Below are 25,564 nucleotides of genomic sequence, written 5' to 3'. Positions count from 1 at the left end.
GAGCCTGCCATTGGCAGGCTCAGTTCGGATGGTTGGCAACGTGCGCCTTGTTTATGCCAGATGCGGCGCTGGCGCGTCTTATCTGGCCTACAAAAAGCTAACATACAGGTTTTGTAAGCCTGATAGCCATCAGGCAAATATTGCGTACTCGCATTGGCAACCCCTGTGATTTCTTTATTGATAAACAAAAGTCACACCAATAATTGACTGCACATTACCTGCAGTCACCTGCCCTCCAGTACGTGCGTAATTTGCCGTTAACCCAAGACTTACCGCTGAAGTCCCTACTGCCCCTAATGACACAGTGCTATTCGCTGGAATAATCGTACCGTTGCGCGTCAACTGCACGCCGACGCCCTGTGCTGGCGAAAACGACGCCGTGTTGGTGAAAATCGAGTTGTCCGCATCTGCGGTTGTACCTGAAAGGTAATACCCCAGGTTTTGGCTTTTCGCACAATAAACAGTAAGAGGAATCGGCACCGAGCCGGGGTAGTCCGGCAGAGTGACGGTGACATCTCGCGCAGAAACATCACAACCACCGGTAGGCACCACCACATCGTTATTGGCATAAATATTCCAGACAAACTGGAAATCATCGCCGTTATAGTTGTTGGTCTGGCGCAAAATGAGCACGGCTATTAATGAACCAGCCTTAATCGCCACTCCGCCCGCACTGCTGACAGGCGTCAGATAAAGCGCCACTGGCCAGGGCTTATCCGTTCTCGAATTATAAACAACGCGTGGCGTTTCGCTGGTGCTAGGAAAAGGATAGCTACTGCCATTATATTTTACGGTTCCGGAAAAATTAGATAACACGCCGCCATAAGCTGAACCTCGTTGCAGTGTTACATAGTCTGTAATGGTTTCCGGGTAATCGTTATGGCAAAAGATCTGCGTCGAAAGATCCACAACCAGGTTTTGCCCCACATTCACTGCGGGCGCAAGGTTAACATAGACATTGGCGCTGCCGCCGCCAATAGGGATAGCCGTACCATTAGCGGTTTTACAGGCGAATGACCAGGCATTTACCGACCAGCCCATCAGCAGTACAGTAAATAAGGTAATAACGCGTTTCATTACAATCATCTCTTCGGGTTAGCTGTAGGTATAGGTGATGCTAATCACTGCCTGAATGGTTCCCTGGGTGGCACCACCATTTACCGTCAATGCTCTGACCTGCAACGGAAAGTGCGCAGATTGAGAGGAATCATCCACCTGAACAGTTTTGGTTGCGCCGGTGTTCAATGTGTTGCCGTTGTCATCCTGTAGCTCTAACTGGATGTTTTGCGCGGTTCCCTGGTTTTTATAATATCCGGTGCTGTCAGCCGCCCCGCTGAAACTGGCGGTGACTCTGGACGTTCCCACCGGACAATTCGTCAACTCAAGCGCAACATCATGCCAGGACGATGCCGCTCCGGCAGACATCAGGCTGAAAGAATAAAGATCGCCGAGATCAACCGTGGCATTGGTGGTGGAAACTGTGCACGGTTTGGCGACGACCTTACCATTCACCGTAATGGTGACATCGGCTGCCCGTACCGTCGCGCTTGCGAGCGCCAACATTGCCGCCAATAAATACCCACGTTTGCGCCATTTCATGAGCATCTCCAGTTACTGATATTCAAGAGTGAAGGTTGCCGTGGCATTGATATGCCCCGCAGTGACAGGCACCTGTGTCGCCATTAGCCGGGCGTAAAAATTCAGCGTATTTGGTTTACCCGGCGTCAGGGTCGTCCACGAAATCGCGGACGATGGGGCATTAAGTGGTATCTGATTTTGTTGCTCATTCAGAAGCTGTATTCCCAGTCCCGCAGCCGCTGACACAGTCTTTTCAAGTGCAAGCAGGTTGGAATTATGGCTATCTGCAACACCGGTAAATCCGATCTTTACAGCAGAGACGGCATTACCACAGGGTGACAGCAAAATACGAAAAGGAACGACCGGAGTCGTCGCCCCAATGTTGTTAAATTGCTTCGCCGCATTTTCCAGCAAATCAACGGTAAAATTGGTTGATTCAACTGCCACACTACAGCCGTTATCCCTGACATAGCCCCGGATAGTAATCGTGCTATCCGCAGCCAAAGCGTGACTGACAACCAGCCACAAAAAAGCGCACAGAAGATAAAAAGGTTTGCTTTTCATCACGCCCCCTTAACGACATTCAACTGATAGCTGGGTTAATAACTGCTGCTGACTCTCAGGTGGCAGTTTGTAATCTGCGACACAGTGAGCATTCTCCCCTTCTCCCCATTTCACCTGAACTTTTCCCGCTAAAGGCATCCCGCTGAGGTAAACCTGGCCATTATCCGCAACAATGCCGCTACTCTGGCTACTCTCTGATGTGACCATCGCACCAAACGGCAGCGGCTTATTATTATGGGTCAGCGTCATGAGCAGTTTTATCCCAACGCGCGCTTTAAACTCTGCTCGCACGATTGCCCCACGGGTGGGAACAACGTTAGCGACCGCGTTATCTAAATCGACGTTATCAGCCAGGGTATTGGTATCCAGTGCCACTCTATTTTCCCGATATTCAGTGGCATAAGGCAGCACGGCATAACCGCGCCAGTCGGTACGAACACCTGTCTGGTTTTCGACTTTTACATCTTTTGCTCCAGGCGCTTTAATCAGCACAACCGTATCGTTTAACGGCTGCCCCAGCGTTACGCCATTGGCATGGGCCAATACCCCACCGCTGACTCCGTAATAGACCTGCTTAATATCATCGCTATGGCTGTAACCTATATTGGCATTGCCATAACCGCCGCGATAATTCAGCGCTGCGTAGCCTGTACTTCCGCTATTCCCATCGCTACCTCCGGCATATCCGGTTTGTACGCTGTAGCTTAGGTTGTTGTCTTCCAGCAACGTACCGTATACACCGGCCAGGTTGGTCATCCGACCATTGAGATCGTGTGACATGCTGTAGCTGGCACTGGCATGTCGCCACTGAGATTTACTGTCAGAACGCAGCCAGTGGCTGAAAGGAATATTGACGTTAAGAGCCAACATCTGATCTCGTCCTTTTTGCCAGGCGTTTTTCGTCAGGCTATAGCTGAGCGTCCAGTTGATATCCTCGAATGCGGTATTTAATCCGGCCTGGAATTGCTCATCGACATTACTCGTTCCCCAATAAGTCTGATGGCTACCACTCAAATAAAGTGTTGATGTGCGCCCAACTTGCTGAGTGACAGTAAGTTGTAATTTTCCGCGTTTGTTATAAGCGAGGTTGTAATAGTCGGTGAATTTCGGCTTAACCTGAATAACACCATCCTGCGTTTCAATGTTGTAGCCATTCATTCGGCGGTATGTTGTATCAGCGAAATTGAAATATCCGCTGGTCGAATAGCGGTAACCCACTAACTGAATATTCGTGCCTGACTCATTGAGCGATTTGTTATAAAGAAAACGCACTGATTGTCCGTCATGCTGACTTTCATCGGGAAGTGTGGCATTAGCCTGCGTCATATCCACGGACAGAGCCCCCAATGTCCCCATGTTTTTCCCGACACCGAAATTAAAAGCACGATAACGATCCGCCAGTTGAGTACCGCCGTATATTGTCCAGCCAGCCGGGAGGCCGTGGAGTAACGTACTCTGGAAAAAGCGGGGGTTTTCCTGTTGCGCATTACCACTGCGGTACTCTCCAGCCGTAATGGAATAACGTGTATGTCCCTCACGCTGCAGGAGCGGTACTGACGAATAGGGTACGGTAAAGATCTGTGTGCTGCCGTCGGCCTCTTTAATCGTTACCTGCAAGTCACCACTATTACCTGCGGCATAGAGATCATTAATAGTAAAAGGCCCCGGTGGCACCGTACTATTATAAATGTCATACCCGTTCTGTTTAATAGATACTTGTGCAGTACCACGTGCAATACCGTGGATCACCGGGGCAAATCCTCTCTGGCTATCGGGTAACATATTGTCATCTGAGGCCAACTGTGCGCCGCGAAAGTTAATACCATCGAAAATATCGCCCTGGGTATAACCATCGCCCAACGTCAGGCGAGAACGTAACGGAATTATGTCTCGCTCAAGCCAGGTATTGATATGTTGCCATTTATTTTTGCTACCTGATGAACTGCCGCTACTGTTATAACTCCAGGTAGTATTGTCGCGTAAACGCCACGCACCAATATTTAACCCACTCTGCAGGTTTAAATATGCATAATGGCTGTTACCCCCAATCCGATTCTGCACACTATTTCCACTGAAGTTATAATTGAGTAATCCGGCATTAATACCTGAATCCCACAACTCTGGTGGAATATAGCCACGCGCACGCTGATTCATAAATGCCTGCGGGATCGTGAGGTTAAGCCGCTGCAGGCCAACATCTAAATGCGCAGTGGCTTCATTGATCATCGAAGTTAATGGTACGCAGGCATCAGCCGCCAGCAGATTCATACCGGAAACAGAGGCCGTATTTAGCCCCATACTGGCGAGTTGTGCGCGTGTCAGACAAGGGACAATCCCTTGTTCACTCTCCCCCGTATTAAACGTGACATCTCGTGTCGCCATATAACCATTATTCATATAGATATCGACACGATACGTTCCCGGCGGTAATTCTTGTCCATTTTCAAAACTCGATAAATCGGCAACAGCCTGAGGATCATCCGCTAAAAAGCGCGGGTTAAAATAGAGTTCGGCAGATGAAAAAGGTGCCTGTGCAGCAAATGCACAGGCAACAGAGAGCCGGATAAAAAAACCAGCCAGACAAGGCTTACGATTATGCAAGCATTGCGTGTTTCGCTGGTAAAATCTTAAATTCAGATATGACATTATTCCTCCGGTTTAAAATCACCCGGCAGTCAATTCTTTTTATTCAGGCGAAAAATTCCCCCTGCGTTATTCCATTACGCCCTTCATTTTTGGGGTAAGTGCACCATAATCATTTATTGTTCGATAAGTTATGCTGCTTCCGGCATCAGAAGGCAATTTAACCGTGCTTTCGCCCATTGGAGGCACCAATGCATTATCAAGAATCCGAGTTCCGGCATTAAGCTCTGTTACCGTCAGGTAATAGGGTGTCGGGTTAATCAGCGTCAGAGAATTTGTGCCGCGACGGAATCTTAATTTTTCTGCGGCCTGATCGGGTGGCAACGCTAATTTAGCCGGGCGGTAATAGAGTTTAATGCGGCTGATTATCGCGAGCTGTAACGTATTCTCGTTCAATTTTGATTTATCCATTGACGGAATCGCTTTTACATTCATCCAGAACAAACTTTCCCGATCCTGCGGCAATTGATTATTTGTGGCATCAAGAATACGCAGGGTATTCTCTTTTTTTCCCTTCATCGCAAACAGAGGTGGCGTCACGATAAAACGACCATCCTTTACACCATCAGCATTTTCTACCCATGATTGAATTAAATAAGTGCTATTTTCATCATTATTTGTCACGGCAAGTTGAACTTGTTTTTGCCCTGCCGGATAAATTACGCGAGTCGCACCTAATGCCACTCCCGCTTCAGCGCGTCCGGCAAGCATCATTGCAACGATCATCAGGATACCTGCCAGTAAGCAGAATGTTATTTCCTGCGATTTTCTTACATTGACGTTTTTATTACTCACTGTCCTGTTCCTGTTATCACAATATCTGCTGAACAATTACTGATAGGTTAAGGAGAACCAGGCCTGAGCATTAGCCATGCCGCCAGTAACCCAACGCCCTGTTGCGCGATATTTAGCAATGAAATGTAGCGAAGTCGCGCCTGAGTAAAGCCGTTTCCAGTGTATTGGTGGACGATTAATCGGTACGAGGTTTCCCTCGTCATCAAACAAGGCAATACCAACATTGGTTGCAATTCCCGGCCCCTCACCCACAGAAAGCACATCCGGATTTTTGCCATCAGCGACACCGTGAAACGCCACGCCCACACGTTCACTCACCACCGTGCTACATTCCCGTAAATGAATAACAAACGGCACCGGGGCGCTATCTTCCCCTACCGCATGAAACCGGTTACTACTGATTTGCCCCATATTGACCGTCATTTGTTTATCACCAGCTTCAATCCGGCAAGCTTCCGCAATAATGACGCCCTGAAATTGCATATTTCCACCGGGCAACGTGGTGTTCCATTTATTTCCGGCCAGTGCAAACATCGGCAGTAACGACGCTACTAGAAATAATTTCGTCCTTTTCATCGTTATTTTTATCGCGCAGGGGGCGGGCATCCTTGCCCATAATTATTTCCCTAAAACCTGAGTGGATTATTGATACTGAACCTTGAAGGTTGCATCCGCATTAGCAGCACCCGGGGTTGCCTCGCCGATTGCATAATAACGCGCCTGGAACGGAATGGTGTTAGTGCCATTATTCAGGGTTGTTTGTGCGCTAAATGTCGCACCGTCCAACGTCAGCGCATTGCCTGTTCTGTCAAGGATCTGCACACCAACGTTTGTTGCGCTACCTGCAGCAGAACTCTGCAGAGCCAGTACTGTAGGATTGTTGCTGTTAATCGCTGTGCCCAAGAAGGCAACAGCGGCTGTGCTTGCAACAGAAGTATCGCAATCATTCAGTTGAATGTTAAAACCGACAGCAGAGCTGGTTGCTCCACCCTGCTTCAGAGTAGCAGTACGAACCTGGCCCAACTGAACGGTTTGATCAACAGAACCAGCATCAACCGCACAAGCAGCATTAACGATTTCCCCTTTAAAGTGAACGGTCCCACCATTTACCGTCGTGGGAGTAGTATCGGCCAAAGCCGCTGTAGAACTGAGGGACAGCGCCGACAGAACAACAATTGCCAGAGTTTTAATTTTCATACTGCTTTCCTTTTTAAATCTACGTATAAATCGACATGGGCAGTCGTTCTGTACACTTTGTTCAGATAGATAGTTTGACTGCCAACACTGCACAGTTTTCCCCCAAAAAATGAAACATTTTGGGGCCATTTTGACTCATAGAGGAAAGCATCGCTCGCTTACTTATTTAGTTTACTCGTTGGATTAATGAACTTTATTTAATTGATTTTATAGATTTTTATGCTATCTGAGGTGGTTTTTGAAGAGAAGAATGAGGAAGTTGCTTCGAGAGTCAGAAACGCTATCTTTACGTAACGCGGAGGCAATGTGAAATTAATTTACAAGAGAAATAATTTACATATCAAATGGTTAGCTGGTTTTCGTCGATTTTTTATATTTTTATGCTTGAGAAAAAACACAAAACTTTTTTATGATATGGACAGTTGGCCCCAATTGTCTTGTATTAATCTAATTTTTTATTTTTTTATCAATAGGTTACATTAAGCCTCTTCTCTTTTTAAATTTTCATTTATTAGATTATTTCTTTCCCATAATCCGGCAAAACGTGCGGCATTACTGGCGGTATAACGCACAGTATGGCGAATATTTCGATGCCCCAGATAATCCTGAATTAAACGAGTATCTGCACCGCGCTCGGCCAGTTCATAACCGCAAGCATGTCTTAACATATGAGGGTGAGTCTGCGTCACGGTTCCAGCTTCAACACCCGCATCACGAATGATGCGATAGGCCTGCTGGCGAGAAAGTCGGCTTCCACGACGAGAAAAAAATATGGCATCGGTCTGGTCAGCACCTTTCCAGTTAGAACGTTCAAGGGTCCAGCGTTCTACAGCCTCACGCTCGTCGAAACGTAGTGGATGGACAGTAGAAAATCCGTTCTTCAGCCGACGAATATTTATCCGGCCTTCATTGAGATCAAGATCCTGATAATGAAGATCAAGTAGCTCACTAATACGCATCCCGTGCCGATATGCCAACAGAATAAGACAATAATCTCTGGCTCCCGTTGCCCCATAGCAAACCGCTTGCATCATTGCCTGAACTTCTTTACCGGTAAGATAGCGACGTTTACTCACAATAGTAGTACTCCTGAACTGGGTTATATTTGAATGAATACCTATAGGAAAACCTCAATCGGTTAAAATTAGCCCAATAGATAAAAAGATAATCACACACGACATTGAGCGATTATCAGACGTTCACATTAAATATCATACAAAAATAAAATATCACTGATGTGACAAAATCTATTTTCATTGATTTAATTCAATATAACAATAGAGTAAACAGAATTAACTTCCAGTTGCTTAAAAAATAAAGAAAAAAAACACAATGAGGTAAGAACTTAGGTGATGTGTAAATTTATGAATGATTTTGTTTGTTTATTTTAAAAAAATAAAACCATTGTGGTTTGTATGGCTGTGGTTAAACCAATGTTTATTCTGATAATTAATGATTATACTTACAATAACATCAATTAATAAATGGTTAATTATTATTGATACATCGTAAGAATAATGTAGTTTTTAACACCATCCATGGTATCTCATCCGTTTTTATAAAACAGCATGGCGTTGCCGACCTCTGGGGCTATCCCAGATACCGTAAAAACGCCCTGCATTACTGGCGGTATACCAGACAGTATGACGAATATTACGATGGCCAAGATAATCCTGGATAAGCCGTGTATCTACTCCCATATTCGCCAAAGCAAAACCACATGAATGACGTAACATGTGAGGATGAATCTCTAGTGATAATCCAGCATTATCACCTGAAGTAGAGATGATTTGATAAAACTGTTGACGAGAAAGAGGATTCCCCTTGCGTGACAAAAACACCCACTCGCTCTCAGCATGTGGATAAGAAGTACGCATACTCAACCAGTTTTTTAAAGCCTGAACTTCTTTGTTTAAGAGCGGGTGTGTCGTTGAAAAGCCTTTTTTTAATCGATGGATATATATACACTTTGCCTTAAGATCAATATCTGAAATTCTCAATCGACAAATTTCACTCGCCCGGAAGCCATGAATAAAACAAAGTAAAGTCAGACAATAATTACGTGCAGCATGAGGCCCGGTATTTGCTGCTTTAAGAAGTAACTCGATTTCACTGTGGGTCAGGAAGTTCCTTTTTTTGTTATCAGCCTTATTCTTCATCGTTTTCCCTTATAATTGCAGACACGCACTAGCTGTACTGGGTTATTATCAGCCCAACATTTAGCCCTGATTATGTTTATAAAAGCGAACGTTTGTGTAATGACTAACGCAAGTGGATCAGCTCTTTTGAATGAACTAAAATGGAGTGGCGATAGTTACTTATAATAACTTTGCCATACAAACGCTATATGCTCTTGTATGCTATGTTCATTAATATATTTATCAGCGTAAGACGAAATCCAATAATAAACCTCATGATCAATATAACTATTCTTATCTATATATCATGTGATATCTTCTGTAACAAGCAAATCATCATAAAAATTTAATATTGCTTCTGTCAGCCATCTCACACATAACATTATTAGTCAACTCTGTTTTTCCGCATAATTGCTATTTCATAGAAACCGGTAATTTTTAGGTGGCTATTATCATGCTAATGCTTAGTTTCCTAGCCATTATTATCCTTTGGTTCGTAAACTCATGCTGTGAGGTTGTTACATCCCTTTTTCATACTGTGTATTTCCCGGAGATATGAGGAAAGCCAGGACACGCTTTTTCCATCTGCATTCGTTGCTAAAGATAGCTTTGGTCACTACGACTTAAACCTTCCTGACTCACAGCTATTCGCCGGGTGATACGGCAACAAACGGATTGAAACATCATCCTGAAAATACCGATGCGTGCTGAACATCAACAAGCCTGCCCGGAACAACTCCGGGAGTTCCCAGCTACGTGCCACAAAGCAGGAAACATATTTCATGATGAGAATTATGCCCAGTCTGATGGCGGATAGACACTTATCTTTACCATGCCCGCTGAGTTATCTTGCAAATCGCCTCCTGTTTGAACTAAAAATAAATAACATATAAAACAAATAATTAAAGAAAAACCTTTGGTTTATGAAGAGCTCCGCAAGTGGTCATCTGGCTTCACATAGCATCTTCTTCTTAGAAAAATATCGACATATTTTGTGACACGAATTGCAAATCTGGTTTTGTTGTATGGATTGTGTGATTTTTGATCTGGTATAACAGGTATAAAGGTTCACCAAGACAGTAAATGAAGCTGGGCATCTCGCAATCTATGACAAACATCACTTCAGTTCTTTCTCATCGGGTGATGAAAACGCACTTCAGTCTGAAAGGAGTATGAAAATGAGATCAACAAACAATCTATTTTATGACTCTGGGTAAAATGGATTGAGTAAGTGATATAGCTTACGAACATTCAAATCAATTAAACATCAGAAGAGATTTTATACTCAGGTATTTAATCTGGTCCTCTGTATATTTAAATAATGTGGAAAGTGAAATTTTCACAGGAGACCTTATACAAAAAATATAAAATACAGCTATCCGCTGCCAAAGACACTATAAGCCTGGCAAAAAATATTACACGACATAAATGCTAATTGTTTATGCGGGCTTTGTATTACTTTCTGTATCCTACAAATGAGTGAAATTTATGAAAAAGGCTAAAATACTTTCTGGCGTATTATTACTCTGCTTTTCGTCGCCATTAATTTCTCAGGCTGCAACACTGGACGTCCGTGGTGGATATCGTAGTGGGAGCCATGCTTATGAAACTCGACTCAAAGTCAGTGAGGGATGGCAAAATGGATGGTGGGCAAGTCTTGAAAGTAATACCTGGAACACTATTCATGATAATAAAAAAGAAAATGCCGCACTCAATGATGTTCAGGTCGAAGTTAATTACGCAATAAAACTTGATGATCAATGGACTGTGCGCCCGGGAATGTTAACCCATTTTAGCAGCAACGGTACACGCTACGGACCTTACGTAAAACTGTCCTGGGATGCGACAAAAGATCTCAATTTTGGCATTCGCTATCGTTACGACTGGAAAGCCTACCGACAGCAAGACTTATCCGGCGATATGTCTCGTGATAACGTTCATCGTTGGGATGGATATGTCACTTACCATATTAATAGTGATTTCACCTTCGCCTGGCAAACAACGCTATACAGCAAACAAAACGATTATCGCTATGCAAACCATAAGAAATGGGCGACGGAAAATGCATTTGTTCTACAATACCATATGACGCCAGATATTACGCCATACATAGAATATGACTACCTTGACCGTCAGGGTGTTTACAACGGTAGAGATAATTTATCTGAAAACAGTTATCGCATTGGTGTGTCATTTAAACTGTAGTAGACAGGAGACAGTCACAATGAATAAAAAAATAATGGCACTTGCTATCATAATGGCTTCATTTGCCGCAAACGCGTCTGTATTACCAGAAACCCCTGTGCCTTTTAAAAGCGGTACTGGAGTGATTGATAACAACACTGTCTACATTGGTTTAGGTAGCGCAGGAGCAGCATGGTACAAGCTGGATACGCAAGCCAAAGATAAGAAATGGATAGCCCTGGCGGAATTCCCGGCTGGCCCGAGAGATCAAGCAACCTCTGCATTTATTGATGGTAATTTGTATGTATTTGGCGGTGTTGGTAAAAACAGAGATGGGTTAACTCAGGTGTTCAACGACGTACACAAATATAATCCCGAAACCAATACCTGGGTTAAATTGATGTCACACGCACCGATGGGCATGGCGGGTCATGTGACTTTTGTACACAACGGCAAGGCTTATGTTACTGGCGGTGTTAACCAGAATATCTTCAATGGCTATTTTGAAGATCTCAATGAGGCTGGAAAAGATTCAAAGACTATAGATAAAATCAACGCCAACTATTTTGACAAAAAAGCAGAAGATTATTTCTTCAATAAGTTTCTGTTGTCTTTTGAACCCTCTACACAGCAATGGAGTTATGCTGGTGAATCTCCCTGGTACGGTACGGCTGGAGCGGCGGTAGCAAATAAAGGTGATAAAACCTGGCTTATTAATGGCGAGGCAAAACCAGGATTGCGAACTGATGCTGTATTTGAGCTTGATTTCACCGGCAATAACATAAAATGGAATAAACTTTCTCCCGTCTCCTCACCGGATGGCGTAGCTGGCGGTTTTGCTGGTATTAGCAATGACTCTCTTATATTTGCCGGAGGAGCCGGATTTAAAGGTTCACGGGAAAATTACCAGAACGGTAAGAACTATGCGCATGAAGGCCTGAAAAAATCGTATAGCGCTGATATCCATCTTTGGCATAACGGGAAATGGGAGAAATCTGGCGAACTGTCGCAAGGTCGGGCCTACGGAGTATCATTACCCTGGAATAATAGCTTATTGATTATTGGCGGTGAAACTACGGGCGGCAAAGCTGTGGCGGATTCAGTGTTACTCTCTGTGAAAGATAATAAAGTGACTGTGCAAAACTAACTTTTCAGGGCTCCAGTAAAGGAGCCCTGATATCAATTCATCATTTTAATTACGCGACATTTATATGAACGCAATAATATCGCCCGATTATTACTATGTTCTTACCGTTGCCGGTCAGTCTAATGCTATGGCGTATGGCGAAGGACTCCCGTTACCAGACAGTGAAGATGCGCCTCATCCCAGAATAAAACAACTGGCGAGATTCACTCAGACGCATCCCGGTGGCCCGTTATGTCAATTTAATGACATTATTCCACTGACTCACTGCCCACACGATGTCCAGGATATGCAGGGTTATCACCATCCTCTGGCAACGAATCATCAAACACAGTACGGCACCGTTGGCCAGACACTACATATTGCGCGGAAATTACTGCCCTTCATTCCTGATAATGCAGGCGTTCTTATCGTTCCCTGTTGCCGCGGTGGATCGGCTTTTACCACGGGCAGCGAAGGGGCATATTCAGAACAGCACGGAGCCAGCCATGATTCATGTCGTTGGGGAGCAGATACTCCGCTGTATCAGGATTTAGTCAACAGAACACGAACGGCACTGTCAAAGAATCCGCAGAATAAATTCCTCGGCGTATGCTGGATGCAGGGCGAATTTGACTTAATGACCAGTGACTACGCGTTACATCCTCAATACTTTAATCATATGGTTGAGGCCTTTCGTGAGGATTTGAAACAGTATCGTTCTCAGCTTAATAATATTGCTGCCGCTCCGTGGTTTTGCGGCGATACCACCTGGTACTGGAAAGAAAATTACTCTCATGCGTATGAAACGATTTATGGCAATTATAAAAATAATGCCTTAGCCAATATTATTTTCGTCGGCTTCCAGCAACAAGCTGAAAGAGGGCTGACGAACGAGCCAGATGAAGATCCGGACGATTTTAGCACGGGATATTACGGTTCAGCGTACCGAACACCAGAAAACTGGACGACGGTGCTACGCAGCAGTCATTTCAGCTCAGCAGCCCGTCGGGGGATTATTTCTGACAAATTTGTTGAAGCTATTTTACGGTATTGGTGCGAAAGGTGGCTTTAATATGCGCCACGATGACACCACCGTCGCGCTGGAAGCGGCGCATATAAAATGGAAACAGCACGGCGGCCCTTGTGAAATCCCCAATGGTCTGGCGCTTTGCGCAATTCACCATAAAGCCTTTGATAAAGGATCGATTGGCCTGGATGAAAATATGCGGGTACTGGTCTCGGATGCGGTAAACGGCGGAGGGATCGTTGAGAAACTATTCTGGGATTTTGACGGGAAAACTATTGCGTTGCCGCAGGTGCGTAAAAATTACCCTTTTGAGGGGTTTGTGGAGTGGCATCGGAAAGAGGTTTTTAGGGGGTGAGGTTTGCTGTAAATAGACCCGTTTTAGTTCCATGCATTTTTTGAGCTCCCGGCACTGCTAAATCCGCGCTGGGGCAAGTTGGGTTTAGGTTGCGCCAGAAGATGGCAACTCATCATGGTATGCAGTTCGTTCCATGGCTGAGAGTCACACTGGAGCAAGAGTTTGTACATAACAATCCGGCCAAAGTTAATGATGATAATTTCAATAACGATATTGCCGGAACAAGAGGAAGTTGCCAGGCTGGCATCAGCGCGGCTACCACGCCGCACACACATATTTACGCCAGCATAAATTATGAGAAAGGTGATGGGGTGGAATCGCCATGGACTGGAAACATTGGCTTTAATTATAGTTTCTAATATGGCATTTCATGTTTATATCAATTCCTATATATCCATTGCTTTTACAATCAAATGAGAACACCATTCATTATCTTAACAATAGAGATGAAGTCAGGAGACAGCCATGTCATTGCTAGAGTCATTTGGGAAAGTATTAATTATATTGCTTGAAGCATTTTTAGGGAAACACAAAGGTCAGGAGGAAGCACATATTAATTTTTTAAATGAATATACGAAAGAAAACTGCAACCATCGTTTGGTAGAATATTGGTTTTGTCAGCTCACAGGATGGCGTTACGCAAAGTACCAGGATATTGTTTTTATAATGATCTCATCCGACCCATCAAAAATATTGTATATGGCTAAAGGCATTAATTACATTGCCCGTACAGTGGAATTTATTGATAGTGGAGAATGCAAACTATCCGATAGATATAAAGAAACGAAAAAGAATACATTCCTCTTTTTGTTCATATCATTCATGATCATTTTCTTCATATTAATTGCCTGGATGGTATCCTCTGTAATATCTCTGATAACACATCATCATGATGTCATATTAATGGCTATAAATATTTCATCGATAATAGCAGGTGCGATTTTTATCATGTGCTTTGCATTCTTCATTCATGCAATAACAATGGAGTTTTTTGCCTTTGAAAAGGCAGAGCATTTTGTAAAATCTTACAATGCAGAAAGAGCATCATCAGGTCGTTAATGTTTGCCTCTATATTAATGCTACTGCTATCGCCACCTATTAATATCTGCCAATCAATAGGCAAAAAGGTGATACCAGTGGCATCAAAATTTCAGCCAAACAATCTTTGTAAGACGAAGATCTCTGATTTAGCACTGCACTGATTTTGGGCCAGGGTCAATTTGGCCGGGATCTCAAAAAATGCATGGAACTAAAACGGGTCTATTTACAACCGGACTGTCAGCGGCAACACTCCCGCACATGGATTATGAGGTGGCAGGCACACCGGCACAGCGCAAGGTGTGGCAGGACAAAATAGACCAGCAGGCAGCAGAGCTTAAGGCCAGAGGACTGCTGTCATGATGCGCTGCCATTTCTGTCGTCATTCTGCGCATACCCGCACCGGCAAGCACAGCACCGGCTGTTGTCCGAAAAGTTAAAGGCTGTTACAGCTCACCATTCAACCATTAATCAGGAGACGGGGTGTGACTACAATGTCATTACAGCAGGCTTTTGAGGTCTGCCAGAATAATAAAGCGGCATGGCTTCAGCGCAAAAATGAACTAGCGGCAGCCGAACAGGAATATCTGCGGCTTCTGTCCGGGGAAGGCAGGAATGTCAGCCGGCTGGACGAATTACGCAATATTATCGAAGTCAGAAAATGGCTGGTGAATCAGGCCGCCGGTCGTTATATTCGTTCGCATGAAGCCGTTCAGCACATCAGCATCTGCGACCGGCTGAATGATTTTATGCAGCAGCACGGCACAGCACTGGCGGCCGCACTGGCACCGGAGCTGATGGGCTACAGTGAGCTGACGGCCGTTGCCCGAAACTGAGCCATACAGCGTGCCACAGATGCCCTGCGTGAAGCCCTCCTGTCCTGGCTTGCGAAGGGTGAAAAAATTAATTATTCCGCACAGGATAGCGACATTTTAACGGCTATCGGATTCAGGCCTGACGAGGCTTCGGTGGATGACAGCCGTGAAAAATTCACTCCTGCGCAGAACATAATTTTTTCCCGTAAAAGTGCAGAACTGGCATCACGTCAGTCTGTGTAAAATTCCCCGAAAATCCGCCTGTTTTTACTGAAAAAAGCCATGCATCGATAAGGTGCATGGCTTTGCATGCGTTTTCCCGCCTCATTTCCTGCAGATCACGCCGCACCCGGCGCAGCCTGAGCGTGTCAGTGCAACTGCATTAAAACCGCTCCGCAAAGCGGGCGGGCGAGGCGGGGAAAGCACTGCGCGCTGCAAATTAATACTAGCTTATTAAGCATCCGCTTCAAATCCGCCAAGATCGATTTGCTCTTCGATTTCAGGAGTCCAAAGTAATTCTTCTGGCGTAGCGTTTGACCAAAGCAATTTACCATTCTCGATAACATACTTAACCGGTATTTTAGGATTGTTTATGTCTTTACCATCTCTTTCATGCCATTGTCTCTCCCATTTATCATAGAAGACTTCCAAATCACCGGGCATGAGTAAATAAACTGAACGGATAGTGATATTACTATAAATTGCGAACACCCATGGAACCTGCCTATATTTCGCAATTATTGTTGGATTCATATGATGGTGAGTTGAAAAACTTTTAGTTAACTCAACATTAACTGATTTTAATTCAAACTCAGTACCAGTAACATCTACTGCATCATTACCTTCTCGCCCAGGAAGAACTTTAAGACTGAGAAGTAAAAGAACTTGCAGGAGTTTCCCTCCGTTATCTTGGAATATATCATTGATTCCGTGCTTATTAGCTAACCGTTGATATTCTTCAACCTGAGGCCAAAGCGCAATTAAATTTGACCAATCTTGATGCAACTCAAATTTCATACCTGATTATTCTCCAACAGGGAACTGGGAGAGACGCCAAGGGCTGAAGCAATTCGGTCGATATTATCAATGGAAATATTTCTTTCACATCGCTCTACTGATCCGATGTAAGTTCTATGCAAGCCTGCTAAGTCAGCCAAGGCTTCTTGAGACAACCCTTGTCTCTCCCTTAACTTTCTGATGTTATGGGCAAAAATCACTCTTGCTCTTGAGGGGTTTATCTTTCGTTCCATTCGCGAGACAATGCAGCCTTGATGACAATAGATCTACAGACTATGAGTAGCAGTTATGACATTTGACAATAAAAAACCTGCGTACAAAACAGATTTGGGTGCAATGTACATTGCTGACTCGCTTGAAATGCTTAAATCGATGCCAGACAACAGCTTAAATTTAGTGATGACAAGCCCACCTTTCGCATTACAGCGTAAGAAAGAATATGGTAATCACGATCAAGAGCAGTACATCGATTGGTTTTTAAAATTCGGCGAGCTGATTTTTAAAAAGCTAAAAGATGATGGTAGCTTTGTCGTCGATTTTGGTGGTGCTTACATGAAAGGAGTGCCTGTTAGAAGTGTCTACAACTTCCGGGTTTTGATCAGGATGATTGATGAGGTTGGGTTCCATCTGGCTGAGGACTTCTATTGGTTTAACCCTTCAAAACTACCAAGTCCTATTGAGTGGGTTAACAAAAGAAAGCTGCGTGTTAAAGATTCTGTTAACACAATTTGGTGGTTTAGCAAAACCGAATGGCCAAAGTCAGATATAACTAAAGTTCTTGTTCCCTATAGTGATAGGATGAAAAAACTTATTGAAGACCCTAATAAATATTATTCCCCCAAAATGCGTCCATCAGGGCATGATATAAGCAGCAGCTTTGGCAAAGATAATGGCGGTGCTATACCTCCAAATTTATTGCAAATTCCCAACTCCGAATCTAACGGTGGATATTTATCGAGTTGTAAAAAAATTGGCGTTAAGGGGCATCCAGCACGATTCCCATCTAAATTGCCGGAGTTTTTCATTACAATGTTAACAGAGCCGGGTGATCTTGTTGTAGATATTTTTGGCGGTTCAAATACAACTGGAAGTGTTGCTGAACGATTAAAACGCAAATGGCTTTCATTTGAAATATTACCTGAATATGTAGCCGCATCTGTATTTAGATTTACAGATAAAAATACAAGTCAAGATATACTTCAAGAGATGTATGACACTATATTAAATGGAAACACACTCGATTTATGCGCCAAAGAGAAATAAGGTCAAATCGTAGTTAGCTAATTCGTAAAGAAAGCCAGTCATAGAGTCAGATTGGCTTTCTATCTGCATAAATAATTAAGCATGAAGTTTTGCGTAGTCAAATGGACTAATAGGTTTAATCTTGTTTGCATCAAGATAATCAGCCCACCATTGAACCATTAATCGCCTTTCATCCAAATGTTCAGGGGTATGAATATAAGCTGCCCTAACACTATTACGCTCAGAATGACTCAACTGACGTTCTATCGCGTCATCACTCCATAGCCCCGACTCCCCCAACGCACCACGTGCCATATTCCTAAAACCATGACCACAGACTTCCGTTTTTGTGTCATATCCCATCGCACGCAATGCATTGTTTACCGTATTTTCACTCATAACCTTAGCTGCGTCATGATCTCCCGGGAAAAGAAGCTCTTTATCACCCCTAATCTGCTCAAGCTGTACTAACAACATCATCGCCTGCTGGCTAAGTGGAACTATATGCTCCTCTTTCATTTTCATGCCGCGATACGAGTAACGCACACCTTTAATTTCTTCACGTTTTGCCGGAATACGCCAAATAGCGTTATCAAAATCAAATTCTTTCCAACGAGCAAAACGCAATTCGCTTGAACGAACAAAAGTTAGTAAAGAAAGCTCAACCGCAATTTTCGTCATCATACGACCACGATATGCAGCAAGACGCGCCAAGAACTCAGGGAAACGATGTGAGGGTAGCGCCGGATAGTGCCGCATTTTAGATGTCGATAACGCTCCAGCCATATCACTTGCAGGATTCGAGTCTATATAATCGTTCTGTACGGCATAGCGCATAATAGTAGTGACACGTTGCTGAAGACGCTGCGCTACATCATGCTTACCACTGGCATCAACTTTTTTATCGGAGCTAGAAGATGACTAGTTTTAAGCTGTCGGATATCAGACGAGCCAATATAAGGGAAGATATAAAGCTCTAGATAGCGAAGAACGCGCCCCCGATGATCCTCGCTCCAACGTTTGTTGCTGGCATGCCATTCACGGGTAATAGTTTCAAAATTATAAGTACCAGCATTCTCTGCTTGGGCCTCTTTTCGTACTGCTTTTGGATCTATGCCGTGTGCCAGCAACTTTTTCGCTTCATCCCTTCTCGTTCTAGCTTCAGCAAGCGTCACGGTCGGCCAAACACCAAAAGCAAGACGATCCTCTTTTTTGTCGGAGGGGCGTCTGTATTTCATACGCCAATATTTAGAGCCTTTGATAGAAACCTCAAGATACAAACCGCCACCATCAGCCATTTTGTAGGTTTTGTCTTTTAGCTTTGCGGTCTCGACTTGTCTGGCGTTGAGCTTCATTTTGGGGGCACATTTCTAATCGAAGTTAAGATGCCCCCAATGACATCCGGATTTCAACGGACAACCTCGGAAGACGCAGGACGTAAAGATCGCTGCAAGCATTGATTTTAAAAGGATATTTTGACTTTCTCGGATGATCTTGGAAGTACTAATGGTGCCGAAGGCCGGACTCGAACCGGCACGTATTTCTACGGTTGATTTTGAATCAACTGCGTCTACCGATTTCGCCACTTCGGCACTGAAGAGGTATGCGGAAAACGTTGTGGATTATACCTGTCACGCGCCGCCATGCAAGCGTCAGCTTGCACCCACTTTGCTAAGTGCTGAAAATTTCAGCACCATTCTCAGTAATGTGTAACCTTTGTCACACTCCAGGCCTCCCGCCCGACCATACTCTACACTTCCCGGGCAATACCAGAGAAGGGCAAAAGCATGTCGATGATAAAAAGCTATGCTGCAAAAGAGGCTGGCGGGGAACTGGAGCTCTATGAGTACGATCCCGGTGAACTGAAGCCACAAGACGGCGAAGTACAGGTGGATTACTGCGGGATTTGCCATTCTGGCCTGTCGATGCTCGACAACAAGTGGGGATTCTCACAGTACCCACTGGTTGCCTGTCATGAAGTGATTGGTCGCGTGGTTGCGCTGGGTAGCGCCGCGTAAGATAAAGGTTTGCAAATCAGTCAGCGTGTCGACCTCTGATCGCTCTGCCGGGTCACTTCTACCGGCCTTTAAGATATCTCGCAATCGGCTGAATTTAGTGGTGAAAAGCGCTCAACCGTGTCTATACTCCAGGCAGGGAACTGGAGGAAATCTCATGAGCGAACCGCGTTTAATTGCCCGCACGCCGGACACAGAACTGTTTTTACTACCCGCTATGGCTAACCGTCACGGACTGATTACTGGCGCAACAGGGACAGGTAAAACTGTCACGCTGCAAAAACTGGCGGAATCTCTGTCAGAAATAGGCGTTCCGGTATTTATGGCCGATGTAAAAGGTGATTTGACCGGGGTTGCGGCAGAAGGTACTACCTCGGAAAAACTGCTCGCTCGGTTGAAAAATATCGGCGTCAACGACTGGCAGCCACATGCGAATCCAGTCGTTGTGTGGGATATTTTTGGTGAGAAAGGTCATCCAGTACGGGCAACGGTCTCGGATCTGGGACCGCTGTTGCTTGCACGGCTGTTAAATCTCAACGACGTGCAATCCGGCGTGCTGAATATCATCTTCCGTATTGCCGACGATCAGGGACTATTGTTACTCGACTTTAAAGATCTCCGGGCGATTACCCAATATATCGGTGATAACGCCAAATCATTCCAGAATCAGTACGGTAATATCAGTAGCGCATCGGTTGGCGCCATCCAGCGCGGATTACTGACACTGGAACAGCAAGGGGCGACGCATTTCTTTGGTGAGCCGATGCTGGATATCAAAGACTGGATGCGTACCGATGCCAACGGTAAAGGTGTTATCAATATTCTTAGCGCCGAAAAGCTCTACCAGATGCCAAAACTGTACGCCGCCAGCCTGCTGTGGATGCTTTCTGAGTTGTATGAGCAACTGCCAGAAGCAGGCGATTTGGATAAACCGAAACTGGTATTTTTCTTCGACGAAGCGCATCTGCTGTTCAACGATGCACCGCAGGTGTTGTTGGATAAGATTGAACAGGTAATAAGACTTATCCGCTCGAAAGGTGTGGGCGTCTGGTTTGTTTCGCAAAACCCGTCTGATATCCCTGACAACGTGCTTGGGCAGTTGGGAAATCGCGTTCAGCACGCTCTGCGCGCCTTCACGCCGAAAGACCAGAAAGCGGTGAAGACGGCGGCGCAAACCATGCGTCCCAATCCGGCATTTGATACGGAAAAGGCGATTCAGGAACTAGGAACCGGCGAAGCGTTGATCTCTTTTCTGGATGCGAAAGGAAGTCCTTCTGTGGTAGAGCGTGCGATGGTGATCGCGCCTTGTTCACGGATGGGGCCGGTAACGGAAGATGAGCGTAACGGCCTGATTAATCACTCTCCGGTGTATGGCAAGTATGAAGATGACGTAGACCGGGAATCCGCCTATGAGATGCTGCAAAAAGGCGTGCAGGCCAGTACCGAACAGCAAAATAACCCTCCTGCCAAAGGGAAAGAGATAAGTGAAGATGACGGTATTCTGGGTGGGTTGAAGGATATTTTGTTTGGCACTACCGGACCGCGCGGCGGAAAGAAAGATGGCGTGGTACAGACTATGGCGAAAAGCGCCGCCCGTCAGGTGACGAACCAGATTATACGCGGGGTGCTGGGGAGTTTGCTGGGGGGAAGAAGAAGGTAAGTCAGGTGCGATTTATCTTCGCCTGATGCGGCGCTGGCGGGTCTTATCAGGCCTACACCACTGCAATATATTGATTTTTCAGGCATGAACGAAACACACTTTGCTGACAATAATAAAGGGAGCTTATGCTCCCTTTATTCGTTCATCAAGTTACGATTTTCTCATTAACAGCCACAGGCTGATTAAGAAGAAGCTGGCGCTTGGCAACAGTGCGCCGATGATCGGCGGGATACCGTAAACCAGCGTCAGTGGGCCGAAGATCTGATCCAGCACGTAGAACACAAAGCCAAAGCTGATACCGGTGACCACGCGCACGCCCATCGGCACGCTGCGCAGTGGACCGAAGATGAACGACAGCGCCATCAACATCATCACCGCGACAGAAAGCGGCTGGAAGATTTTGCTCCACATATTGAGCTGATAACGTCCGGCGTCCTGGCCACTCGACTTCAGATACTTCACGTAGTTGTGTAAACCACTAATGGAGAGAGCATCCGGATCCAGCGCTACAACGCCCAGTTTGTCCGGCGTGAGGTTGGTTTTCCAGGTACCGCTCACGGTCTGCGAACCGGTTATCTGTTTGGGATTGGTCAGGTCAGATTCATCAACCTGCGAGAGACGCCAGACTTTATGTTCCGGGTCAAACTTCGCGGAAGCAGCATAGCGAACGGATTGCAGACGACGATTCTCGTTGAAGGCATAAATACTGATGCCACCTAACTCTTCATCGCCTTTTACTCGTTCAATATAGACAAAGTTGTCGCCATCTTTCGCCCATAAACCTTGCTGGGTAGAGAGCAACGAGCCGCCGTACATCGCCTGCGCACGGTAGTTACGCGCCATCTGTTCGCCCTGCGGCGCGACCCACTCGCCAATCGCCATGGTCAACAAGACCAGTGGAATGGCGGTTTTCATCACTGACAGCGCCACCTGCATGCGGGTAAAACCAGAAGCCTGCATTACCACCAGTTCGCTGCGTTGTGCCAGCATCCCCAGTCCGAGCAACGCGCCCAGCAAGGCCGCCATCGGGAAGAAGATTTGCACATCTTTCGGCACGCTCAGCAGGGTATACATCCCCGCGCCTAACGCGTCGTAGCTCCCCTGCCCGGCTTTTTTCAACTGATCGACAAACTTGATAATGCCGGAAAGCGACACCAGCATGAACAGCGTCATCATGATGGTGGTGAAAATAGTTTTACCGATATAGCGGTCAAGTACACCAAAGGGTTGCATTATACCGCTCCTTTACGCGTAAAACTGGCGCGCAGACGGCGGACCGGCACCGTATCCCAAAGGTTGAGAACAATCGCCAAAGCCAGATAAATCAGGTTTACGGTCCACATCCACAGCGTCGGGTCCAACTTACCTTTACCGCCGTTCGATTTCAGCGAGGTCTGGATCAGGAAGAAAAGCAGATACAGCAACATGGCCGGTAGCATCGACAGGACACGCCCCTGACGCGGGTTAACCACGCTCAGAGGCACAACCATGAGCGCCATCATAAACACGGTGAATACCAAAGTGATACGCCAGTTCAGTTCCGCGCGGGCACGATCGGTGTCAGTGTTCCACAGTGTGCGCATGTCCATCTGGTCAGTATCGTTCGGGTCCAGCGCTACCGCCTGATGACCGATGATCGCCTGATAATCCTGGAAGTCCGTAATGCGGAAATCACGCAGCAGTGCAGTGCCTTCGAAGCGCGTTCCCTGATTGAGGGTCACGACCTGAGAGCCATCTCGCAACTGAGTTAAATGTCCGGAATCGGCCACCACCACGGAAGGACGCGCATTACCTTTTGGTCGAATTTGCGCGAGGAACACATCTTTGAAATCGCTACCGTCAACACTTTCGATGAACAGCACCGAGCTGCCATTCGTCGCTTGCTGGAACTGACCTTGCGCCAGCGCCGCCATGCCGGGGTTAGCTTTCGCTTCCGCTAACACTTCATCCTGATGGCGCGATGACCACGGTCCTGCCCACATAACGTTAACCGCCGCGACAATCGCCGTGAATACCGCGAGAACCATCGCCGCTTTGACCAGAACCGCTTTGCTCAGGCCACAGGCATGCATTACCGTAATTTCACTTTCGGTATACAGTTTACCCAACGTCATCAGCAGCCCGAGGAACAGGCTTAATGGCAGGATAAGCTGCGCCATTTCCGGCACGCCCAACCCAAGAAGGGAGAGCACCAGGTTCGCCGGAATGTCGCCGTCAACCGCCGCGCCGAGGATCCTCACTAACTTTTGACAGAAGAAGATCAAAAGCAAGATGAAGAGTATCGCCAACTGGCTTTTGAGCGTCTCCCGAACCAGATATCTTATGATTATCACTTTAAATACGCCCGTAAAAACTCGTCTTTTGCAGGATTTTAGCTTGTTTCATGGCTTAAACGTCATTTATTCTCTTGAGTCGTCGAAATCGTCGCTAAGATAATTATACTCAACGGATTCGCCCCTCAGATTTTGTTCTGACGTGCCAATGCCGTAATAACGTTAAGATTAACACGAAGTCATCGCAACAGCGGACATGAGTTACGAAAGCTTGCAATTCTATCTGTAGCCACCGCCGTTGTCTTTAAGATTCAGGAGCGTAGTGCATGGAGTTTAGTGTAAAAAGCGGTAGCCCGGAGAAACAGCGGAGTGCCTGCATCGTCGTGGGCGTCTTCGAACCACGTCGCCTTTCTCCGATTGCAGAACAGCTCGATAAGATCAGTGATGGGTACATCAGCGCCCTGCTACGCCGGGGCGAACTGGAAGGAAAACCGGGGCAGACCCTGTTGCTGCACCATGTGCCAAATGTGCTCTCCGAGCGCATCCTCCTTATTGGTTGTGGCAAAGAACGTGAGCTGGATGAGCGCCAGTATAAGCAGGTTATTCAGAAAACCATTAATACACTGAATGATACTGGCTCAATGGAAGCGGTCTGCTTCCTGACTGAACTGCACGTCAAAGGCCGCAATAACTACTGGAAAGTGCGTCAGGCTGTCGAGACGGCAAAAGAGACGCTATACAGTTTTGATCAACTAAAAACGAATAAGACCGAGCCGCGTCGTCCGCTGCGTAAAATGGTGTTCAACGTACCGACTCGCCGTGAACTTACCAGTGGTGAGCGTGCGATCCAGCACGGTCTGGCGATTGCCGCAGGGATCAAAGCGGCGAAAGATCTCGGCAATATGCCGCCAAATATCTGTAACGCCGCCTACCTCGCCTCCCAGGCACGCCAGTTGGCTGACAGCTACAGCAAAAATGTCATCACCCGCGTTATCGGTGAACAGCAGATGAAAGAGCTGGGGATGCACTCCTATCTGGCGGTTGGTCAGGGTTCGCAGAACGAATCGCTGATGTCGGTGATTGAGTACAAAGGCAACGCGTCGGAAGATGCGCGCCCAATCGTGCTGGTCGGTAAAGGCTTAACCTTCGACTCCGGCGGTATCTCGATCAAGCCTTCCGAAGGCATGGATGAGATGAAGTACGATATGTGCGGCGCGGCGGCAGTTTACGGCGTGATGCGTATGGTCGCGGAGCTGCAACTGCCGATTAATGTTATCGGCGTGCTGGCAGGCTGCGAAAACATGCCTGGCGGTCGTGCCTATCGTCCGGGCGATGTGTTAACCACCATGTCCGGTCAAACCGTTGAAGTGCTGAATACCGACGCTGAAGGCCGTCTGGTGCTGTGCGATGTGTTAACTTATGTTGAGCGTTTTGAGCCAGAGGCGGTGATTGACGTGGCGACGTTGACGGGTGCTTGTGTGATCGCGCTGGGCCATCATATCACTGGCCTGATGGCGAACCACAACCCGCTGGCTCATGAGCTGATTGCCGCGTCTGAACAGTCTGGCGACCGCGCATGGCGTTTACCGCTGGGTGACGAGTACCAGGAACAGTTGGAGTCCAATTTTGCCGATATGGCGAACATTGGCGGGCGTCCTGGCGGGGCGATTACCGCAGGCTGTTTCCTGTCGCGCTTTACGCGTAAGTACAACTGGGCACACCTGGATATCGCGGGTACTGCGTGGCGTTCTGGTAAAGCAAAAGGCGCCACCGGCCGTCCGGTGGCGTTGCTGGCACAGTTCCTGTTGAACCGCGCCGGGTTTAACGGCGAAGAGTGATTGCATCAAGAATTATTGTTCTTGCCGGATGCGGCGTGAACGCCTTATCCGACCTACAC

The 25,564-nt window shown here is 46.3% G+C and carries 21 protein-coding genes, 1 tRNA gene and 5 pseudogenes; 11 read left to right on the top strand and 16 right to left on the bottom strand.

Going from position 1 to position 25,564, the window contains the following annotated elements; translation table 11 throughout:
• Positions 1–174: 174 nt before the first annotated feature.
• The 9 genes from fimH to fimB form a co-directional block, all read right to left on the bottom strand.
• Positions 175–1,077: a type 1 fimbria D-mannose specific adhesin FimH gene (gene fimH / locus A1SC_RS03540; RefSeq protein WP_016262829.1), complete on the bottom strand. Its 903-nt coding sequence runs from the start codon at positions 1,075–1,077 to the stop codon at positions 175–177.
• A gap of 18 nt (positions 1,078–1,095) precedes the next feature.
• Positions 1,096–1,599, bottom strand: a complete 504-nt coding sequence (gene fimG / locus A1SC_RS03545) for a type 1 fimbria minor subunit FimG (RefSeq protein ID WP_000872022.1) — start codon at positions 1,597–1,599, stop codon at positions 1,096–1,098.
• A gap of 12 nt (positions 1,600–1,611) precedes the next feature.
• Positions 1,612–2,142, bottom strand: coding sequence for a type 1 fimbria minor subunit FimF (gene fimF / locus A1SC_RS03550; protein ID WP_000837649.1), 531 nt, complete (start codon positions 2,140–2,142; stop codon positions 1,612–1,614).
• A 9-nt stretch (positions 2,143–2,151) separates the two neighbouring features.
• Positions 2,152–4,788, bottom strand: a complete 2,637-nt coding sequence (gene fimD / locus A1SC_RS03555; protein ID WP_016262828.1) for a fimbrial usher FimD — start codon at positions 4,786–4,788, stop codon at positions 2,152–2,154.
• A gap of 66 nt (positions 4,789–4,854) precedes the next feature.
• Entirely contained in the window at positions 4,855–5,580 is a 726-nt protein-coding gene (gene fimC / locus A1SC_RS03560) for a type 1 fimbria chaperone FimC (RefSeq protein WP_001517673.1), read from the bottom strand.
• Positions 5,581–5,616: 36 nt separating this feature from the next.
• Complete coding sequence (locus A1SC_RS03565; RefSeq protein ID WP_000831509.1) at positions 5,617–6,156, bottom strand: type 1 fimbrial minor subunit FimI; 540 nt, start codon at positions 6,154–6,156, stop codon at positions 5,617–5,619.
• A gap of 66 nt (positions 6,157–6,222) precedes the next feature.
• Positions 6,223–6,777: a type 1 fimbrial major subunit FimA gene (gene fimA / locus A1SC_RS03570; RefSeq protein WP_016262827.1), complete on the bottom strand. Its 555-nt coding sequence runs from the start codon at positions 6,775–6,777 to the stop codon at positions 6,223–6,225.
• A 479-nt stretch (positions 6,778–7,256) separates the two neighbouring features.
• On the bottom strand, positions 7,257–7,853 hold the full coding sequence (fimE, locus tag A1SC_RS03575; protein WP_016262826.1) for a type 1 fimbria switch DNA invertase FimE: 597 nt from the start codon (positions 7,851–7,853) through the stop codon (positions 7,257–7,259).
• Positions 7,854–8,333: 480 nt separating this feature from the next.
• Positions 8,334–8,936, bottom strand: a complete 603-nt coding sequence (gene fimB / locus A1SC_RS03580) for a type 1 fimbria switch DNA invertase FimB (protein WP_000790567.1) — start codon at positions 8,934–8,936, stop codon at positions 8,334–8,336.
• Between the two features lie 1,467 nt (positions 8,937–10,403).
• Here fimB and nanC point away from each other — a divergent pair.
• The 7 genes and pseudogenes from nanC to A1SC_RS0122400 all read left to right on the top strand — a co-directional run bounded on the left by nanC (position 10,404) and on the right by A1SC_RS0122400 (position 15,703).
• Positions 10,404–11,120: an N-acetylneuraminic acid outer membrane channel NanC gene (gene nanC, locus A1SC_RS03585; protein ID WP_000709387.1), complete on the top strand. Its 717-nt coding sequence runs from the start codon at positions 10,404–10,406 to the stop codon at positions 11,118–11,120.
• A gap of 19 nt (positions 11,121–11,139) precedes the next feature.
• Positions 11,140–12,246: an N-acetylneuraminate epimerase gene (locus tag A1SC_RS03590; protein WP_016262825.1), complete on the top strand. Its 1,107-nt coding sequence runs from the start codon at positions 11,140–11,142 to the stop codon at positions 12,244–12,246.
• Positions 12,247–12,310: 64 nt separating this feature from the next.
• A complete protein-coding gene (locus A1SC_RS03595) occupies positions 12,311–13,297 on the top strand; it encodes a sialate O-acetylesterase (protein ID WP_016262824.1) in 987 nt (328 codons plus the stop codon).
• Positions 13,281–13,607: pseudogene (locus A1SC_RS03600) on the top strand (HNH endonuclease); the annotation flags it as partial. The gene A1SC_RS03595 and the pseudogene A1SC_RS03600, both read left to right, overlap by 17 nt.
• Positions 13,608–13,672: 65 nt before the next feature.
• Positions 13,673–13,966: pseudogene (locus A1SC_RS03605) on the top strand (autotransporter outer membrane beta-barrel domain-containing protein); the annotation flags it as partial.
• A 106-nt stretch (positions 13,967–14,072) separates the two neighbouring features.
• Entirely contained in the window at positions 14,073–14,666 is a 594-nt protein-coding gene (locus tag A1SC_RS03610) for a hypothetical protein (RefSeq protein WP_016262823.1), read from the top strand.
• Positions 14,667–15,139: 473 nt separating this feature from the next.
• Positions 15,140–15,703 (top strand): annotated as a pseudogene (locus A1SC_RS0122400) (phage polarity suppression protein).
• Between the two features lie 210 nt (positions 15,704–15,913).
• On the opposite strand, the gene A1SC_RS03615 reads toward A1SC_RS0122400, so the two are convergent.
• Together A1SC_RS03615 and A1SC_RS24115 are read right to left on the bottom strand one after the other, a co-directional pair.
• Positions 15,914–16,477 (bottom strand): PDDEXK family nuclease, encoded by a 564-nt coding sequence (locus A1SC_RS03615; RefSeq protein WP_001517663.1) that lies wholly within the window; start codon positions 16,475–16,477, stop codon positions 15,914–15,916.
• Positions 16,474–16,710, bottom strand: a complete 237-nt coding sequence (locus A1SC_RS24115; protein ID WP_010376679.1) for a helix-turn-helix domain-containing protein — start codon at positions 16,708–16,710, stop codon at positions 16,474–16,476. Before A1SC_RS24115 ends, A1SC_RS03615 begins: the two co-directional genes overlap by 4 nt.
• 55 nt (positions 16,711–16,765) lie before the next feature.
• Here A1SC_RS24115 and A1SC_RS03620 point away from each other — a divergent pair, with 55 nt between their 5' ends.
• A complete protein-coding gene (locus A1SC_RS03620) occupies positions 16,766–17,740 on the top strand; it encodes a DNA-methyltransferase (protein WP_000141850.1) in 975 nt (324 codons plus the stop codon).
• A 75-nt stretch (positions 17,741–17,815) separates the two neighbouring features.
• Here A1SC_RS03620 and A1SC_RS0122390 read toward each other — a convergent pair.
• Positions 17,816–19,074: pseudogene (locus A1SC_RS0122390) on the bottom strand (tyrosine-type recombinase/integrase).
• 152 nt (positions 19,075–19,226) lie between these two features.
• Positions 19,227–19,311, bottom strand: a tRNA-Leu gene (locus A1SC_RS03625).
• A gap of 195 nt (positions 19,312–19,506) precedes the next feature.
• On the opposite strand from A1SC_RS03625, the pseudogene A1SC_RS03630 reads away from it, so the two are divergent.
• Both A1SC_RS03630 and A1SC_RS03635 read left to right on the top strand, forming a co-directional pair.
• Positions 19,507–19,734 (top strand): annotated as a pseudogene (locus tag A1SC_RS03630) (alcohol dehydrogenase catalytic domain-containing protein); the annotation flags it as partial.
• Positions 19,735–19,891: 157 nt separating this feature from the next.
• Positions 19,892–21,394 carry a helicase HerA-like C-terminal domain-containing protein gene (locus tag A1SC_RS03635; protein ID WP_001294846.1) on the top strand — a complete coding sequence of 501 codons (1,503 nt, stop codon included), beginning with the start codon at positions 19,892–19,894 and terminating at the stop codon, positions 21,392–21,394.
• Positions 21,395–21,544: 150 nt separating this feature from the next.
• On the opposite strand, the gene lptG is transcribed toward A1SC_RS03635, so the two are convergent.
• From lptG to ytgA, 3 genes are all read right to left on the bottom strand, one after another.
• Positions 21,545–22,627, bottom strand: a complete 1,083-nt coding sequence (gene lptG / locus A1SC_RS03640; RefSeq protein ID WP_001182249.1) for an LPS export ABC transporter permease LptG — start codon at positions 22,625–22,627, stop codon at positions 21,545–21,547.
• On the bottom strand, positions 22,627–23,727 hold the full coding sequence (lptF, locus tag A1SC_RS03645; protein WP_000584138.1) for an LPS export ABC transporter permease LptF: 1,101 nt from the start codon (positions 23,725–23,727) through the stop codon (positions 22,627–22,629). Before lptF ends, lptG begins: the two co-directional genes overlap by 1 nt.
• A gap of 62 nt (positions 23,728–23,789) precedes the next feature.
• Positions 23,790–23,840: a protein YtgA gene (gene ytgA, locus A1SC_RS25685; RefSeq protein WP_211180521.1), complete on the bottom strand. Its 51-nt coding sequence runs from the start codon at positions 23,838–23,840 to the stop codon at positions 23,790–23,792.
• A 153-nt stretch (positions 23,841–23,993) separates the two neighbouring features.
• Between ytgA and pepA the strand changes: the two genes are divergently transcribed.
• Positions 23,994–25,505: a leucyl aminopeptidase gene (pepA, locus tag A1SC_RS03650; RefSeq protein ID WP_000397162.1), complete on the top strand. Its 1,512-nt coding sequence runs from the start codon at positions 23,994–23,996 to the stop codon at positions 25,503–25,505.
• Positions 25,506–25,564 lie beyond the last annotated feature (59 nt).

The sequence above is a fragment of the Escherichia sp. KTE52 genome, from assembly GCF_000408325.1.
GTDB classification, from domain to species: domain Bacteria; phylum Pseudomonadota; class Gammaproteobacteria; order Enterobacterales; family Enterobacteriaceae; genus Escherichia; species Escherichia marmotae.
The sequence above is the reverse complement of the archived record's forward strand: the minus strand, read 5'-3'. Positions and strand labels throughout refer to the sequence as shown.

Excerpts from the sequence above, each read along its gene's own strand:
- A1SC_RS03620 (WP_000141850.1), top strand. The coding sequence starts at position 16,766 with ATGACATTTGACAATAAAAAACCTGCGTACAAAACAGATTTGGGTGCA.
- A1SC_RS03610 (WP_016262823.1), top strand. The coding sequence starts at position 14,073 with ATGTCATTGCTAGAGTCATTTGGGAAAGTATTAATTATATTGCTTGAA.
- fimF (WP_000837649.1), bottom strand. The coding sequence starts at position 2,142 with ATGAAAAGCAAACCTTTTTATCTTCTGTGCGCTTTTTTGTGGCTGGTT.
- A1SC_RS03635 (WP_001294846.1), top strand. The coding sequence starts at position 19,892 with ATGAGCGAACCGCGTTTAATTGCCCGCACGCCGGACACAGAACTGTTT.
- fimD (WP_016262828.1), bottom strand. The coding sequence starts at position 4,788 with ATGTCATATCTGAATTTAAGATTTTACCAGCGAAACACGCAATGCTTG.
- lptG (WP_001182249.1), bottom strand. The coding sequence starts at position 22,627 with ATGCAACCCTTTGGTGTACTTGACCGCTATATCGGTAAAACTATTTTC.
- A1SC_RS03595 (WP_016262824.1), top strand. The coding sequence starts at position 12,311 with ATGAACGCAATAATATCGCCCGATTATTACTATGTTCTTACCGTTGCC.
- fimG (WP_000872022.1), bottom strand. The coding sequence starts at position 1,599 with ATGAAATGGCGCAAACGTGGGTATTTATTGGCGGCAATGTTGGCGCTC.
- A1SC_RS24115 (WP_010376679.1), bottom strand. The coding sequence starts at position 16,710 with ATGGAACGAAAGATAAACCCCTCAAGAGCAAGAGTGATTTTTGCCCAT.
- pepA (WP_000397162.1), top strand. The coding sequence starts at position 23,994 with ATGGAGTTTAGTGTAAAAAGCGGTAGCCCGGAGAAACAGCGGAGTGCC.
- A1SC_RS03590 (WP_016262825.1), top strand. The coding sequence starts at position 11,140 with ATGAATAAAAAAATAATGGCACTTGCTATCATAATGGCTTCATTTGCC.
- nanC (WP_000709387.1), top strand. The coding sequence starts at position 10,404 with ATGAAAAAGGCTAAAATACTTTCTGGCGTATTATTACTCTGCTTTTCG.
- fimB (WP_000790567.1), bottom strand. The coding sequence starts at position 8,936 with ATGAAGAATAAGGCTGATAACAAAAAAAGGAACTTCCTGACCCACAGT.
- fimA (WP_016262827.1), bottom strand. The coding sequence starts at position 6,777 with ATGAAAATTAAAACTCTGGCAATTGTTGTTCTGTCGGCGCTGTCCCTC.
- fimH (WP_016262829.1), bottom strand. The coding sequence starts at position 1,077 with ATGAAACGCGTTATTACCTTATTTACTGTACTGCTGATGGGCTGGTCG.
- A1SC_RS03565 (WP_000831509.1), bottom strand. The coding sequence starts at position 6,156 with ATGAAAAGGACGAAATTATTTCTAGTAGCGTCGTTACTGCCGATGTTT.
- A1SC_RS03615 (WP_001517663.1), bottom strand. The coding sequence starts at position 16,477 with ATGAAATTTGAGTTGCATCAAGATTGGTCAAATTTAATTGCGCTTTGG.